At 65.5% G+C, this 13,783-nt stretch carries 16 protein-coding genes; 3 read left to right on the forward strand and 13 right to left on the reverse strand.

Going from position 1 to position 13,783, the window contains the following annotated elements; genetic code table 11:
* Positions 1-118 precede the first annotated feature (118 nt).
* Entirely contained in the window at positions 119-1,759 is a 1,641-nt protein-coding gene (gene xseA, locus AC0L3X_RS19695; RefSeq protein ID WP_084795308.1) for an exodeoxyribonuclease VII large subunit, read from the forward strand.
* Between the two features lie 180 nt (positions 1,760-1,939).
* On the opposite strand, the gene AC0L3X_RS19700 is transcribed toward xseA, so the two are convergent.
* Together AC0L3X_RS19700 and AC0L3X_RS19705 are read right to left on the reverse strand one after the other, a co-directional pair.
* Positions 1,940-2,089: a hypothetical protein gene (locus AC0L3X_RS19700; RefSeq protein WP_008130160.1), complete on the reverse strand. Its 150-nt coding sequence runs from the start codon at positions 2,087-2,089 to the stop codon at positions 1,940-1,942.
* Positions 2,090-2,313: 224 nt separating this feature from the next.
* Positions 2,314-3,138 carry a dienelactone hydrolase family protein gene (locus tag AC0L3X_RS19705; protein WP_063985607.1) on the reverse strand — a complete coding sequence of 275 codons (825 nt, stop codon included), beginning with the start codon at positions 3,136-3,138 and terminating at the stop codon, positions 2,314-2,316.
* Positions 3,139-3,332: 194 nt separating this feature from the next.
* On the opposite strand from AC0L3X_RS19705, the gene AC0L3X_RS19710 reads away from it, so the two are divergent.
* On the forward strand, positions 3,333-3,560 hold the full coding sequence (locus tag AC0L3X_RS19710; protein WP_014491939.1) for a DUF2093 domain-containing protein: 228 nt from the start codon (positions 3,333-3,335) through the stop codon (positions 3,558-3,560).
* Between the two features lie 16 nt (positions 3,561-3,576).
* On the opposite strand, the gene AC0L3X_RS19715 is transcribed toward AC0L3X_RS19710, so the two are convergent.
* The 9 genes from AC0L3X_RS19715 to AC0L3X_RS19755 all read right to left on the reverse strand — a co-directional run bounded on the left by AC0L3X_RS19715 (position 3,577) and on the right by AC0L3X_RS19755 (position 11,147).
* Positions 3,577-3,891, reverse strand: coding sequence for a hypothetical protein (locus AC0L3X_RS19715; RefSeq protein ID WP_063986703.1), 315 nt, complete (start codon positions 3,889-3,891; stop codon positions 3,577-3,579).
* 534 nt (positions 3,892-4,425) lie between these two features.
* Positions 4,426-4,596 (reverse strand): hypothetical protein, encoded by a 171-nt coding sequence (locus tag AC0L3X_RS19720; RefSeq protein WP_166083903.1) that lies wholly within the window; start codon positions 4,594-4,596, stop codon positions 4,426-4,428.
* A gap of 385 nt (positions 4,597-4,981) precedes the next feature.
* Entirely contained in the window at positions 4,982-5,317 is a 336-nt protein-coding gene (locus AC0L3X_RS19725; RefSeq protein WP_063985608.1) for a GYD domain-containing protein, read from the reverse strand.
* Positions 5,318-5,619: 302 nt separating this feature from the next.
* Entirely contained in the window at positions 5,620-6,636 is a 1,017-nt protein-coding gene (gene lpxK, locus AC0L3X_RS19730) for a tetraacyldisaccharide 4'-kinase (protein WP_231143640.1), read from the reverse strand.
* Positions 6,629-7,933 (reverse strand): 3-deoxy-D-manno-octulosonic acid transferase, encoded by a 1,305-nt coding sequence (locus tag AC0L3X_RS19735; protein WP_063985610.1) that lies wholly within the window; start codon positions 7,931-7,933, stop codon positions 6,629-6,631. The genes lpxK and AC0L3X_RS19735 overlap by 8 nt, the downstream gene beginning before the upstream one ends.
* On the reverse strand, positions 7,926-8,639 hold the full coding sequence (locus AC0L3X_RS19740) for a lysophospholipid acyltransferase family protein (RefSeq protein ID WP_063985611.1): 714 nt from the start codon (positions 8,637-8,639) through the stop codon (positions 7,926-7,928). Before AC0L3X_RS19740 ends, AC0L3X_RS19735 begins: the two co-directional genes overlap by 8 nt.
* Positions 8,636-8,878, reverse strand: a complete 243-nt coding sequence (locus AC0L3X_RS19745; protein ID WP_063985612.1) for a DUF4170 domain-containing protein — start codon at positions 8,876-8,878, stop codon at positions 8,636-8,638. Before AC0L3X_RS19745 ends, AC0L3X_RS19740 begins: the two co-directional genes overlap by 4 nt.
* Before the next feature lie 60 nt (positions 8,879-8,938).
* Positions 8,939-9,757, reverse strand: coding sequence for a 3'(2'),5'-bisphosphate nucleotidase CysQ (locus AC0L3X_RS19750; protein ID WP_063985613.1), 819 nt, complete (start codon positions 9,755-9,757; stop codon positions 8,939-8,941).
* The gene (locus AC0L3X_RS19755; RefSeq protein ID WP_063985614.1) at positions 9,744-11,147 is read right to left on the reverse strand and encodes a TldD/PmbA family protein; all 1,404 of its coding nucleotides are present in this window, start codon (positions 11,145-11,147) and stop codon (positions 9,744-9,746) included. Before AC0L3X_RS19755 ends, AC0L3X_RS19750 begins: the two co-directional genes overlap by 14 nt.
* Positions 11,148-11,423: 276 nt before the next feature.
* Here AC0L3X_RS19755 and AC0L3X_RS19760 point away from each other — a divergent pair, with 276 nt between their 5' ends.
* Positions 11,424-11,942 carry a DUF6101 family protein gene (locus AC0L3X_RS19760; RefSeq protein WP_063985615.1) on the forward strand — a complete coding sequence of 173 codons (519 nt, stop codon included), beginning with the start codon at positions 11,424-11,426 and terminating at the stop codon, positions 11,940-11,942.
* A 113-nt stretch (positions 11,943-12,055) separates the two neighbouring features.
* Here the strand turns inward: AC0L3X_RS19760 and ubiA are convergent, their stop codons facing one another.
* A complete protein-coding gene (ubiA, locus tag AC0L3X_RS19765; protein ID WP_063985616.1) occupies positions 12,056-12,988 on the reverse strand; it encodes a 4-hydroxybenzoate octaprenyltransferase in 933 nt (310 codons plus the stop codon).
* The gene (locus AC0L3X_RS19770) at positions 12,985-13,644 is read right to left on the reverse strand and encodes a hypothetical protein (protein WP_063985617.1); all 660 of its coding nucleotides are present in this window, start codon (positions 13,642-13,644) and stop codon (positions 12,985-12,987) included. Before AC0L3X_RS19770 ends, ubiA begins: the two co-directional genes overlap by 4 nt.
* Positions 13,645-13,783 lie beyond the last annotated feature (139 nt).

A 13,783-nucleotide genomic window follows, 5' to 3' on the forward strand; every position in this document is an offset into this window, starting at 1 on the left:
CGCAAACTCCCTCGAACTGATCATCGATAGAGAACTCTATATTACAGAGTACTCTTCATATCAATCCCCGGATTGGCGCTGCGCCGCGAAAATCCTTAACGTCGGGTCTGACCCCAAAATGCCGAATCGTTTGCCGATGCCGCCTGCGGAACCACTGCTCAACGCCCCCGAATTCACCGTCTCCGAGCTCTCGCAGTCCCTGAAGCGGACGGTCGAGGACGCCTTTGGCCATGTCCGGGTCCGCGGCGAGATTTCCGGTTTCCGCGGCGCCCACTCCTCCGGCCACTGCTATTTCGCGCTCAAGGACGAGAGCGCCAAGATCGAGGCGGTGATCTGGAAGGGCGTGCACGGGCGGATGCGCTTCAAGCCCCAGGAAGGGCTCGAGGTCATCGCCACCGGCAAGCTCACGACCTATCCGGGCTCCTCAAAATACCAGATCGTGATCGAGGCGCTGGAGCCGGCTGGCATCGGCGCGCTGATGGCGCTGATGGAGGAGCGCAAGAAGAAGCTCGCCGCCGAGGGCCTGTTCGACGAGGCGCGCAAGCAGTTGCTGCCCTGGCTGCCGGAGGTGATCGGCGTGGTGACCTCGCCGACCGGCGCCGTCATCCGTGACATCCTGCATCGGCTTGAGGACCGCTTTCCCCGCCACGTGCTGGTGTGGCCGGTCAAGGTGCAGGGCGAAGGCTCGGCCGAGCAGGTCGCAGCCGCGATCCGCGGCTTCAATGCGCTGCCCGAGGGCGGCAAGATTCCGCGGCCCGATGTGCTGATCGTGGCACGCGGCGGCGGCTCGCTGGAGGACCTCTGGTCGTTCAACGAGGAGATCGTGGTGCGGGCGGCAGCCGAGAGCATGATCCCGCTGATCTCGGCGGTCGGGCACGAGACCGACATCACGCTGATCGACTTCGTCGCCGACAAGCGCGCGCCGACGCCGACGGCAGCGGCCGAGATGGCGGTGCCGGTGCGCAGCGACTTGTTCGTCGAGGTCGCCGATCTCGCGCGGCGCACCCGCGCCTATTGGCAGCGTGCCCATGAGAGCCGCCGCAGCGAGCTGCGCGCCGCCGCGCGCGCCCTGCCCGCGGCGGGCGATCTGCTCGCAATCCCGCGGCAACGGCTGGATTCGGCGGGCGCGTCGCTACCCCGCGGCCTCAAGGCCAACACGCATGCGCATTTCCGCCGGTTTACCGCGGCGAGCGCAAAGCTGACGCTGCGGGTGCTGCACGGGCAGATTTCGCAGGCCGATCACCGCCTCACCGTGTGCGGCGAGCGGCTCGGCCTGTCCGCGCGCTCGCTGCTGCGGCAACGGCGCGACCGTTTCGCCGGGCTGGAGGTGCGCTTGCGCGCCTCGAAACTTTCGAATGCACAGGCGCAGCGCAACGCAATTGCCCGCCAGCGCGAGCGCACGCATCGTCTGGCCGAACGCGCCAACCGCGCGCTTGTCACGCTGTTGCAGCGATTGGATGCCCGCATCGAGAACAGCGGCAAGCTGCTCTCGGCGTTGTCGTATCGCGGCGTGCTCGCCCGCGGCTTTGCTCTGGTACGGGACGAGGCCGGCCATCCCTTGCATTCGGCCGACGCGATTGGTCCCGGCGCACGCGTCGAGATCGAGTTTGCGGACGGCCGTGTCGGTGCGACGGCGGATGCGGATCGTGCAGTTCCGACGGCAAAGCGTGCGTTGGCGCAAGCAAAGCCGGCCGCGCAAGACGCAAAACCGGCGCCGAAGCGCGTGGCGAAGCCGGTGGATCAGGGCAATTTGTTCTGAGGCGCGAGGGCGGCGTTCCGCCCTCGGTGTCATTCCCCGCGCAGGCGGGGAATCCAGTACGCCGCGGCTTCTCGGTGACTCACGGACGTCTCGGAGTGCTGGATCGCCCGGTCAAGCCGGGCGACGACACCGACTGTGTGGTGCACGCATGCAGCCCCAACCACGTCATTGCAGCCCGTCCTACCGGCAGGACAATCCCGCGTCGATCGTGGTCCAGAAGCCGCAATGTTCCGGCGCGATCATCGGCGCGCCGGCGTGGGCTTCGAACAGGAAGATCGCGACGGTGAAGACGATCAGTGCGGATGAGAACAGGACGAAGCGGTTGCGCATGAGGACTGCGTTTAATCGACATCGTGGTCGAACTAAGGCGCCGTCACCTGCTGAAACCGCCGCGACACGCGATACGTAGATTCACGGTCGGCCATACTCCGTGCAGGGCGGTGGTCGATGCGGGGCTGTCCGCCAGATTTGTTCCTCGGGCGGCCCCGCTTCCGCCTTCGCTCTATCGAGCTACGGCGGGACAAGCCCGCTCCATCCGGGCTACAGGACCGCCCTCACCGCGCCAGCCACTCCGCGACTTCCCGCTGCGACTCCGCGCGCGCCTCTGCGTCCGTGCCGAGATGGCCGTGCTCGGGCGCGGCGGCGTCGGTGGTACCGGCAGCTGCATGCAGCGGCGTATTGGCGCGGTCGAAATCGTGATAGGCGCCGGGATAGACCACGATGCGCGTGAGCGCGCTGCGGCCGCGCGCACCATCGACCATCTGGCGGCAGGCCGGCGGCGACGAGACGTCGTCATTGGCGCCGATCAGCACCAGGGTCGGCACCCGCGCGCTCCAGCCGAGGCCGGCGGAGATCCGGCAATCCGGATAGAACGCGATCGCCGCGCGAAAATCCGGCCCGGCTTCGCGCGCGGCGCTCTGCGGACGCACCGCCCAGAGCAGCGCGCTGGCACCGTTGGCCCAGCCGATCAGGCTGACGCGGTCGCGCGCGACCCAACTCTGCTTCATCAGCCAGGCGCGCGAGGCCGCGATGTCGGCGACGCGCTCGCGACGTGCCTTGATGTGCATCTCCTTGACGCGGCATTGCGGCCCAAGCTCGCGCGAGCCGTAGCTGTCGGGCAGCAGCACGGCATTGCCGGCCTTCAGCAATTGCAGCGCCCAGTCGCGATAGCGCGGCAGCACCGATTCTGAATGATTGCCGAGGCCGCCGCAGCCGTGCAGCGCGATCACGGTCGGAAACGGCCCCTCGCCTTCGGGCTTGTAGAGCTGCCCATGCAGGATTCCGGACGACAGCGGAATGTCGACCTGCTGCGGCGCCGGCGCGGCGTGCGCGGCCGACATCAGCAGCATCAGGAACAGGGCGGTCAGTCGAAGGCGCATCGGATTCTGCCGTGGAAGATGCCGGAACCGGCCATCCCTCGCGCGAAGCACTATCATGCGGAAACGGCGGCAAAACATCACAAACCGGTGGGTTTACCGGGCGGACAAGCCACCCTATCTATGCTAAATCCCGTCCAACACATCGTGCCCTCCAGGGTTTTCCACGGAGAGGCCTTCCACGGAGACTTTCGACCGTGCTGAACAAGTTCGGCCCCTCGGGCCATGGCGAAGCGCAGGTGCAATATCTCGACGGCGATTTCCGCGTGATCTCGCCGGGGACCTTCGTGCGCTGCGCGATCACCGACACGCGGATACCGCTCGACGAATTGAAGTACTGGAGCGTGGACCTGCAAGAGGCCTACGCCACGCCCGCCGCCGTGCTGCAGCGGCATTTCCCCGGCGCGCTGAAGCCGCAGCCGTGAGGCCGCGCCTGCGCTTCTATTGCTGTTCAGTGGCATCTCCGCCCACGCAGGTCTTGATGAAGGTCTTCCTGGGCTCGCCGACGACCTTCTGATCGATCGCCTGCTTGAGGCAATCGACCCGCGCCTGCGCCATGCAGAGCTGCATCTGGTCGCGCTTGTCCTGGCCCTTCAGGCTTTGCGTCGTCGCAAGACATGTGACGCGCTTGGTCGCGGGGACTGGCACCGTGCTGGTTGGAGCAGCGGGAGCCGTCGTCGGCGCCGTCTGCGCAAACACGGGCGCAATGATCAGACACACAAGACTGGCAGCGACGGCTGCGGATGGCAGTTTCATCGGATTCTCCTGATCGTCTGGAACCGATAGGCGTCTTGCGATGAATGTCGGCTGAATGGCAGGCTGCTGCAGGGTGAGCAAAGTGTAGCTGTCCTGCCGGCATCGCACGAGCGGCACAGCCTTTCGCGCAGCATGAGGATGGAGACGATGTTCGTGCGCACCTGAACTGCAGGCCTTACCGCCGAAATGATCTCCGTCGTGCCGATCTGCGTTGCATCGAATCGCGCTTGCACTCCGTGGTAAGTCACTTCGCGCTGTAGTTGGATTTTTCGCTGCGGTTCGGCGCCCTCAAGTTGTTTGACGAAGTCTTGGTGAAACAGAGCGCTGCTAAAGTGCGCGTTAGGTAATTAGCCCTGCTGCTTTGCCGCACAGACCATCAAGTCAACCAAACGACCATTGAGCTTTGGAATTGATGCAGTCTGTGAACGGGCTCACATCGGAAGAGCCATCTGACGGGCTACGATCACCTCGAAAATTCGCGGTGGATACTTTTTAAATCGAAAGTCAACGATGGGGGTGATCATGCCCACCATACTAGACATGCTCTATCGTGAATATTGCCGCGCCCGCCTCGCTGAAATGCGGAAACAGCTTCTGATCATAGCTCAACGCTCTGAAGCTTCCGAAGCGCATCATCATCTTGCGGATCAGGGTGACGATGAGAGGACGGACGCACAACGCAAGACCGGTCGCGGCGTGCCGCATTGAAGCGGCCCGAGACCGGCGAACTCTCCCGCGTAGCAGTGACCAAGCAATTGGCGGCAGTTTGGGAGCAAGCGATGAATACACCCGAATGCTATACTGTCATGGTGGCCTGCGTCTCGTGCCTGACCATCATCGGAATGATGGCTGTTGGAGCCTGGTGAGGGGACTGACCGCTGAGCCGGGATTGCATGCCCTTGACGGGTCCGCTGGCAAGCACGTTCAGTCGGACCTGTGGCGCCGGACACAGCACGCGCCCTCCGCATCGTCCGTCGATAGACGCCGGAAGGCCTTCGCCTCGCCTCAGCGCGCAGACCTGCTTTTTGCTGTGAGGTAAGCGTTGCCGCCGCCCGATACGATTGCGGCGGCATCGCTTGAGATCCGGATGTCAGCCTCCGGGCGGACTATACGAAGAGCGCAGCTTCGCCGCGTTCTGGCGGACCTGCTTGATCTCGTCCTGCGTGAACAGCCGGGTCAGTTTCACGTTCTGCAGGGTGCCCACCGTGACGGTCAGACCGGAGATGGCCGGAGCCGTGCTCGGATCAGGCACATCGAAAATCACCAGAACGCCCGGACCGTCGGCAGCAACGCTGTACATCGAAATCAGCTTGCCGCCGGCCGCTTCAATGAGTTTTGTCGCCGCCTCCTGGCGATTGATCGTGGGGTTTTCCAAAATGGCGTTGAGAGCGCGTGGTGTATATTGTCCAGTGAGGCAAAAATGCATGGCATGTTCTCCTCTGAGCTTTTGGCAATAACTCTCCGGCCGTTCCGAACTGATCGTAACGGTCTCGCATCTGAAATGATGATGGTACGTTGCCCGCCGTGGGCATAAACGCCGCCGATGATTGCCGGGAGTTCGGCACGTCCCGGTGACGGCTCTCATGCGAGGCTACATCAACTCCCGAACGTGCGGAAGACAATTCATCCGCCGCGACATGTCGCCCCGGTCAATTGTCGCATATCGCATGGCGCGCGGTGTTGGGCTACGGCGGAGCGCTTTGCCCACGCCAAGAAATCATCAAGACATCATCGCCTGCCGAACCGCCGCTCGCGCGCCCTGTAGAGATGATCGCTGATCAATTGCCGGAGCGCTGCCGGATCATCGAATTCGAGCTGCACCGCGAACGGCACGATGCCGTCGGGCACGCCCTCGCGGCCGCGCAGGCGCGCAAGATCCTTTTCCGTCGTCACCAGCGTGAGCTGCTCGCGCTGCGCCTCCGCTGCGAGCGCCGCGATCTCGTTCTGCGAAAACATGTGGTGATCGGCAAAGGGGCGCGTGCGCGCGACCTCGATGCCGCAGGCACGCAAGCTGCGGAAGAAACGCGCGGGATCGCCGATGCCGGCGAACGCAAAGACTCGTTTGCCGAGGAGTTGCGCGACCGAGGCCGCATCCGGCTTCAGGCGCGCGCGCAGCTCCGGCTTGTTGCGCTTCGCAAGCTCCGCCGCGACATCGTTGGCGGCATGGCCATTGCCGATCAGCACCAGCGCATCGGTGCGCGCGAGCTGCGCCTTCAGCGGCGCGCGCAAGGGACCGGCCGGAAACACCTTGCCGTTGCCGAGGCCGCGCTCGCTGTCGATCACGATCAGGGAGGCGTCCTTCAGCAGGCGCGGGTTCTGGAAACCGTCGTCCATCAGGACCACGGTCGCGCCCCGCGACTTCGCGAGCGCAACGCCTTCGAGACGGTCGTGCGCGACCACGACAGGAACGTCGCGCACCATCATCAGCGGCTCGTCGCCGATGTCGGAAGCGGTGTGACGCTCGCGATCGACCATGACCGGACCCTTGAGGCGCCCGCCATAACCGCGGCTGAGCACCACCGGCGTCTCGCCGAGCTCGCGCAACAGCTTTGTCAATGCGAGCACGGTCGGCGTCTTGCCGGCGCCGCCGACATGGTAGTTGCCGACGCAGATCACGGGGATGCCGGCGTCAAAGCCCTGGCGCAGCATGCGCCGTTCGGTGATCGCGCCATAGAGCAAGCCCAACGGCCGTAACGCATGAGACTTGAAGGAACGCGGCCGGTACCAGAAGGCCGGCTCACGCATTGGCGGCCCCCATCTCGATGGTAAGCTGCAACAGATAGGGCTCGAGCGCCGTCATGGTGCGATTAAGCGCACCGCCGAGCTCCTCGACCACGCCTGCGCCGGCGCGCTGCATCCCGTCGCGCACGGCGGCATCGGCCAGCAACTGGCCGAGCTGCTTGACCAGCGCCTCCTGTGTGTCGGCCTGGCGCGCGCCGCCGCTGCCGTCGAGCGCCTCGTAGACATCGGCGAAGTTGAAGACGTGCGGACCATGGACGATCGCGGCGCCGAGCTTGATCGCCTCGATCGGATTCTGGCCGCCATGGCGGATCAGCGATCCGCCCATGAACACGACCGGCGAGAGGCGGTAGAACAGGCCGAGCTCGCCCATGGTGTCGGCGACATAGACGTCGGTCGCGGCCGTCGGCAATTCCTCGCGCGAGCGCAACGCCGGCTTCAGGCCCGACGCCGTGATCAGGCCCGCGATCGAGGTGCCGCGATCCGGATGCCGCGGCACGATCACGGTCAGAAGCTGCGGGAAGAAACCGACGAGGCTGCGATGCGCCGCGACCAGCATCTCGTCCTCGCCCGGATGGGTCGAGGCCGCGACGATGATCGGGCGGCCGCGCGTTATCGCCATCAGCCGCTCGAGCTTGGCGGGATCGGCCGGCGGCGCGGCCACGTCGAGCTTGAGATTGCCCGTGGTGACCACGTCGCGGCCGCCGAGCGCGGAGAAACGTTCAGCATCGGTCTTCGATTGCGCCAGGCAGATGTCGAACCGCGACAGCAGCGCCGAGATGGTGCCGTACATCCGCCGCCAGCGCGGGAAGGAGCGCGGTGACATCCGCCCGTTGATCAGCACCATCGGCAGGCGGCGCGCGGCGCCCGCCAGGATCAGGTTCGGCCACAAATCGGATTCGATGAACAGCGCCAACGACGGCTTCCAGTGATCGAGGAAGCGCGCGACATAGCGCGGGGAATCATACGGCACGTATTGATGGATGACGTCGGGCGGAAAGCGCTTTGCGACGACGGCGGCGGAGGTGACGGTGCCCGAGGTGAGCAGGATGCGCAGATTGAGGTCGCGCAGGCGCTCGATCAGCGCGGCTGCGGCGAGCACCTCACCGACGCTGGCGCCGTGAATCCAGACCAGGGGGCCGTGCGGACGCACGTCCCGGGACAGGCCCCGCCGCTCGCCGACGCGGGCGGGATCCTCCTTGCCCTGCTTCAGCCGCCGCTTGATCAGCGCCGGCGCAAGCGGCACCAGGCCCGAGGCCAGGCGCCGGTACATCCGCAGCGTTATCGGCAGCGAATTAGCCATCTTGGGGCCCCGGACGGCCGAGTTGCGCGTATGCGCGGCGGGTCGCCTCGTTCAAGGTCTCTTCCAGCTCCAGCCGCAGCGCTTCCATGGTGGCGGCGTCGGCATCCGGCGGCACGTGGATTTCCTTGATGCCGACCAATGCGCCCCGCCCGAACGGCAGGTTGATGGTGGTGCGGTCCCAGTTCTTGAGCCGGATGAAGCGGCTGGTCGCCATCGCGAAAGGCATGATCGGCCGCCCCGATTCCCGTGCCAGCATGATGATGCCGAGCCCGGCCACGCGCGAGCGCTTGGGGACATCGGCGGTCAGCGCGACATTACAACCGTCCTGGAGCGTGTGCACCATTTCCCTGAACGCGCCCACCCCGCCCTTGCGGTGGAAGGCGCCGCCGTGGTCACCGGAACCACGGATGAGGCCGATGCCGAGCCGCTCGACGGCGATCGCGTTGAACTCGCCGTCGCGATGCCGCGAGATCAGGACCTTGGCCCGGTAGGACTCCTTGGTCTTGATGAAGGGCGTGAGGAAATGCTGGCCGTGCCAGAAGGCGAAGATCGCGGGGATCTGCGGCTCGACGATGTCATAGACGTCAGGCGGATCGAACGTGAATTTGTTGGTCCGCCAGACCAGGCGCAGATATTCGGCCGCCAGAACCCCGACGGCACGCTGAAACCAGCTGCTTCGCAGCGTATTGCGAAGCAGTTTTTTCAACGCGCCGGTTCTTGATTCGGGTCGAGCAACCGATGGAGATGGACGATGAAGTAGCGCATCTGCGCGTTGTCGACCGTGCTCTGCGCCTTGGCGCGCCAGGCGACGTGAGCGGACGCATAGTTCGGATAGAGGCCGACGACCTCGACGTCATCGAGGTTCTTGAAGGTGTTGTGCTCGAGATCGAGCAGTTCGCCGCCGATGACGAGATGCAGCAATTGTTGCGGGGCACTATCTGGCATGGGTTCTGTTCCTAACGGGCTGCCCGGCAAAGCAGTGTTCGAGAAGCACGACGGACGCACTCAGGGCAAGGGACGATTTCGAAAATGCGCGACGATGCCCGCATGACGATCGCGACCCGCTGCCACCAGCACCCCGTGCGTGACTTCCCGGCGGTTATAGAGGATGGGATCTCCGGAGAGGTCGCTCATCCTACCATCCGCTTCCTGCACGATCAAATCGGCCGCCGCAAGGTCCCAATCATGGCTGTTGCCCCCGGCAAAAGCCGCATCCAGCACGCCATCGGCGACCCGGCACAGGCGCAGCGCGAGCGAACCGATTCGCGGATGCAGCTTGATGTCGCCGCCAGCAATATTGAGCCGCTCGACCATCGGCTTCGGGCCGGCGACGCGGGAGAAGTCGAGCGCGGATCCGGACGCCGCCCGCACGGCTTTGCCGTTGAGCGTCGTGCCCTGCCCGCGGGCCGCGAAGAAGAACTCGTCGGTCGCGGGCGCAAACACCGCAGCCAGCACCGGCGAGGCATCCTCGACCAGCGCGACGCTGACGCACCATTCGTCATGACCGCCGAGATAATTGCGGGTGCCGTCGATGGGATCGACCACCCAGGTCCGCCGCCGCGACAGCCGCACCTCGTCGTCGGCGCTCTCCTCGGACAGCCAGCCATAATCGGGCGTCGCCGAGCGCAGGCGCGCTTCGAGCAAATCGTTGACGGCAATGTCGGCTTCCGACACCGGCGAGGACGCGCCCTTGGTCCACGTCCTCAATTCGGTGCGGAACATCGACTGCGCGAGGCTGCCTGCCTCCCGCACCGCGTCCTGCAGCAGCGCCGCGTCGCGCGTCAGGATGGTTTCGTCAGTTGCATGCGCGTCAGCGTCCGCCAAGCGTCAAACCCTCGATGCGCACCGTCGGCGCATTGATGCCGTAGCGGAACTCGAGATTGTTCGCCGGCTGCATCGACTTGAAGATCTCGAACAGATGGCCCGCGATCGTGACTTCGCTGACGGGATAGGTCAGCTCGCCATTCTCGATCCAGAAGCCGGAGGCGCCGCGGCTGTAATCGCCGGTGACGCCGTTGACGCCGGAGCCGATCAGGTCGGTGACGTAGAAGCCCTGCTTGATGTCGGCGATCAGCTCGGCCGGGGTCGGCGTGCCCGGTTCGAGATGCAGATTGTACGGCCCGGGCGACGGCGAGGACGAGACGCCGCGATGGGCGTGGCCGGTGGTGGTGAGGCCGAGCTCGCGCGCGGTCGCGCAGTCGAGCAGCCAGGTCGTCAGCACGCCCTCGTCGACCAGCGCGATCTTCTTCACCGCGACGCCTTCGGCATCGAACGTCTGCGAGCGCAGGCCGCGCTTGCGCAGGGGATCGTCGATGATGCGGATGTTCCTGGCGAACAGCTGCTGGCCGAGCTTGTCCTTCAGGAAGCTGGTCTTGCGTGCGATCGAGGCGCCGTTGATGGCACCGACGACGTGGCCGACCAGCGAGCCCGCAACGCGCGGATCGAACACGACCGGCACCTTGCAGGTCTCGACCTTGCGCGGATTGGAACGCGCCACGGTACGCTCGCCGGCGGAACGGCCGACGATTTCCGGCGACAGGAGATCGGCGCCGTGCGGCGCCGAGGTGAAGTCGTAATCACGCTCCATGCCGGTGCCTTCGCCCGATATCGCGGTCGCTGAAATGCCCTGGCTGGAACGCAAATAAGAACCATGAAAGCCGGTGCTGGTGACGAGCACCATGCCGCCCATGCCGGCGGAGGCGGAGGCGCCGCCGGACTTGGTCACCCCCTTCACGGCGAGCGCGGCAGCCTCGGCTTCGAGCGCGCGGCGCTCGAGCTCGGAGGTCGCGGGCACGTCGGGATCGAGCAGATCGAGATCGGGGAAGTCGCGCGCCAGCAGCGCGGGATCGGCCAGGCCGACATATTTGTCGTCGGGCGCGACGCGCGCCATCGCAACCGCGCGCTCGGCAAGCTTGGTCACGGCATCGCCGCTGACGTCGTTGGTCGAGACCACCGCCTGGCGCTGGCCGACCAGCACGCGCAGGCCGACATCGTCGCCCTCGGAGCGTTCGGATTCCTCGACGCGCCCGTCACGCACCTCGACGCCCTGCGAGACGCCGCGCACGGCGACGGCATCGGCCGCATCCGCACCGGCGCGCTTGGCCGCCTCGACCAGCCGCTGCGCGAGATCGGAGAGCGCGGTCTGATCGAACAGGTCGCGATTGGCTTTGGACGAATCCTGGGGCGAAAGCGTCGAGCTTGGTGAAGGGTTCACAAACGAAATCCTGTTGCGGCGGGAGGTTTCGGGGCGATACCGGCCCTGAACACCAGATGTGCCCAATTGGTACGGACTTCAAGCGTTTTCAGCCCGCAAAAAGCTCAGATTCGCAAGTCTAGCGCAACGTCTCGTCAATCATGCGTGCCAAGGTCTTGTCAATCATGAGCGGCGGTGACGCTGGATTAACCAGCCTTTTTAAGTGGTTTCGGAACGGCGCGCGCTAAGGTCCTCGCATCGACCGGGAACATAATCCCGGCGGGGAGAACTAAAGCCGTGAGGCGTCAAACAGCAACAAGCGGGATCGCTCCCGCCGGGTCGGGCCGCAGCTTGCGGCTCGACCCTCTTTCCCTTCCGGTCCGCTTCGATGCGCACGATCCGCGCGCCGACGGATACACCAGGCAGATCGAGCTTCATCGCGAGCGTGTCGTGCTGCGCCGTGCCGTCCGCGGCATGCAGATGGCGATCAACGTCCGCGTCAGCGACTTCATCGGCGTTGCGTTGCGCGGCAATGACGAGGCGCAGACCCTCGTCCTCGTGCATCGCGATCCCTCGCTGTCCGTTCCGCTGCTGGTCAGCAACGATGGCGACGAGCTCGCCGAGGCCTGGGCGATCTGGAGCGAGCTGTTTGCGCTTCCGCAGCTCGACGAAGGTGCCCGCAAGCCGACGCCGCGCCGTCGTCGCGCCAACGCGATCCGCGCCCGCCGTCCGAAATTCCTGATGCGCCGGCGCACCGCCATGACGCGCGAGCTGTCGGTTCATCAGGGCGAACGCGAGATCATCGCAAGGAATTGAACGGCACGCACAGTGCCGTAGGGTGGGCAAAGCGAAAGCGTGCCCACCTTTTTTATCTCAATCCCGGGAAGATGGCGGGCACGGCGCAAGAGCGCCTTTGCCCACCCTACGGGCTACGCCGCCCGCATCACCGCGTCGACCAGCAATCCCGCAAACAGCAGGAAGCCCGCATACTTGTTCGAGAAGAACAGGCGCTTGCAGAGCAAGGGGTCGCTGATATCGAGCCGCACGATCTGCGAGGCCAGATGCACGGCGAACGCCGCAAGCCCGAGCCAGGCCGGCCAGCGCGCATCGCCTGAGGCCAGCGCGACGCCGATCAGCATCACCGCAAGCCCGTAGAACAGGATCAGCGCCTGGTGCGTGTGCGCGCCGAACAGCCGCGCGGTGGATTTGATGCCGATCAGCGCGTCGTCCTCGGCGTCCTGGTGCGCATAGATCGTGTCATAGCCGATCACCCACGAAATCGATCCGGCATAGAGCACCAGCGCGGTCAATTCGATGCGCCCGAAGGTGACGGCAAATCCCATCAGCGCGCCCCAGGAGAAGGCGAGGCCGAGCACGATCTGCGGCCACCAGGTGATGCGCTTCATGAAGGGATAGATCGCGACGATCAAAAGCGAGGCGATGCCGGTCAGGACTGCGAAGCGGTTGAATTGCAGCAGCACCACGAGACCGGTCAGCGCCTGCGCGACCATGAAGGCCAGCGCCTGCTTGGTCGTCACCTGGCCCGACGGCAGCGGCCGCGAGCGGGTGCGCTCGACCTTGTCGTCGAGATCCCGGTCGGTGATGTCGTTCCAGGTGCAGCCTGCTCCGCGCATGACGAAGGCGCCGATGAAGAACAGCACGATGGTGAGGGGCAGGCCGCGGACATCATGCGCCATGCCCGCCGCGAGCGCCGCCGACCACCAGCACGGCATCAACAGGAGCCAGGAGCCGATCGGACGATCGAAGCGGGACAAGCGCAAATAAGGCCGCGCCCATTGCGGCGCAAGCGTATCGACCCAGTTGCCGGTGGAATCGGCAACGCGGGCGGATGTATCACTCATCGGGTGAGGACGTTGCCGTTGAGCGTATCGAAGGTGCTGCCGCCCTTCTTGCCGGCATTGGCTTCAGGCGCCGAGCCCGAGCCCAGCACCTCGCTCAGCGACGGACCGGCCGGACCGCGCGGCTGGTTCTGCATCTGCTGCGCGACGTTGCAGACCTTCGTCGCCATGGCCTCGGTGTTCTTGTGGCCGTCCTTCATCTGCGCGCTGACCTGCGCCGGAATCCCGCACTTCGAAGCGTTGACCTCGATGTACTTGATCATCTTGGTCTCAGCCTGGCTGAAATTGCGAATCAGCTTGCAGGCTTCGTCCGGCGAGGCGTGACGATCGCTCGCGGCCTTGATCAGCTTGCCGCGCTTCTCGGCTTCCTCGCGCAGCGGCATGAAGGTTTTCATGCAGTCCTCGCCGGGACCGCCTTGCGTCGGCGGGGCGGCGCTGAAGGCACCTGCGCCACCGACGGGCGCGGCGCCGTTCACGGGAAACGATCCTTGGGGCGCTGCACCGACCGAAGCGCTCGGCGCCGAGCCGTTCACGGGCGGAAACGCGGAACTGGTTGGGGCTTGGCCAGGCAGCGGCGCAGGGAAGCCCTGCGCGTGGGCACCCGCGGCGCCCAAGGTGACCATGGCGGCAGTGATCGGAACCATCAAATGACGGATCATCAAGGCAGTCTCTCCGGCAGGAGCTTACGGGGCTTGGCGTCTTCCCAATTGAAGCGCAACCAGCGTGCTCGCGATTTTACGATTCCCGCCGGCCCTTAACAACCCGTCGAATAGGGCAAGAGCGCGGCGCGCCGACGCA

The sequence above is a fragment of the Bradyrhizobium sp. MI1.7 genome (assembly GCF_055811795.1).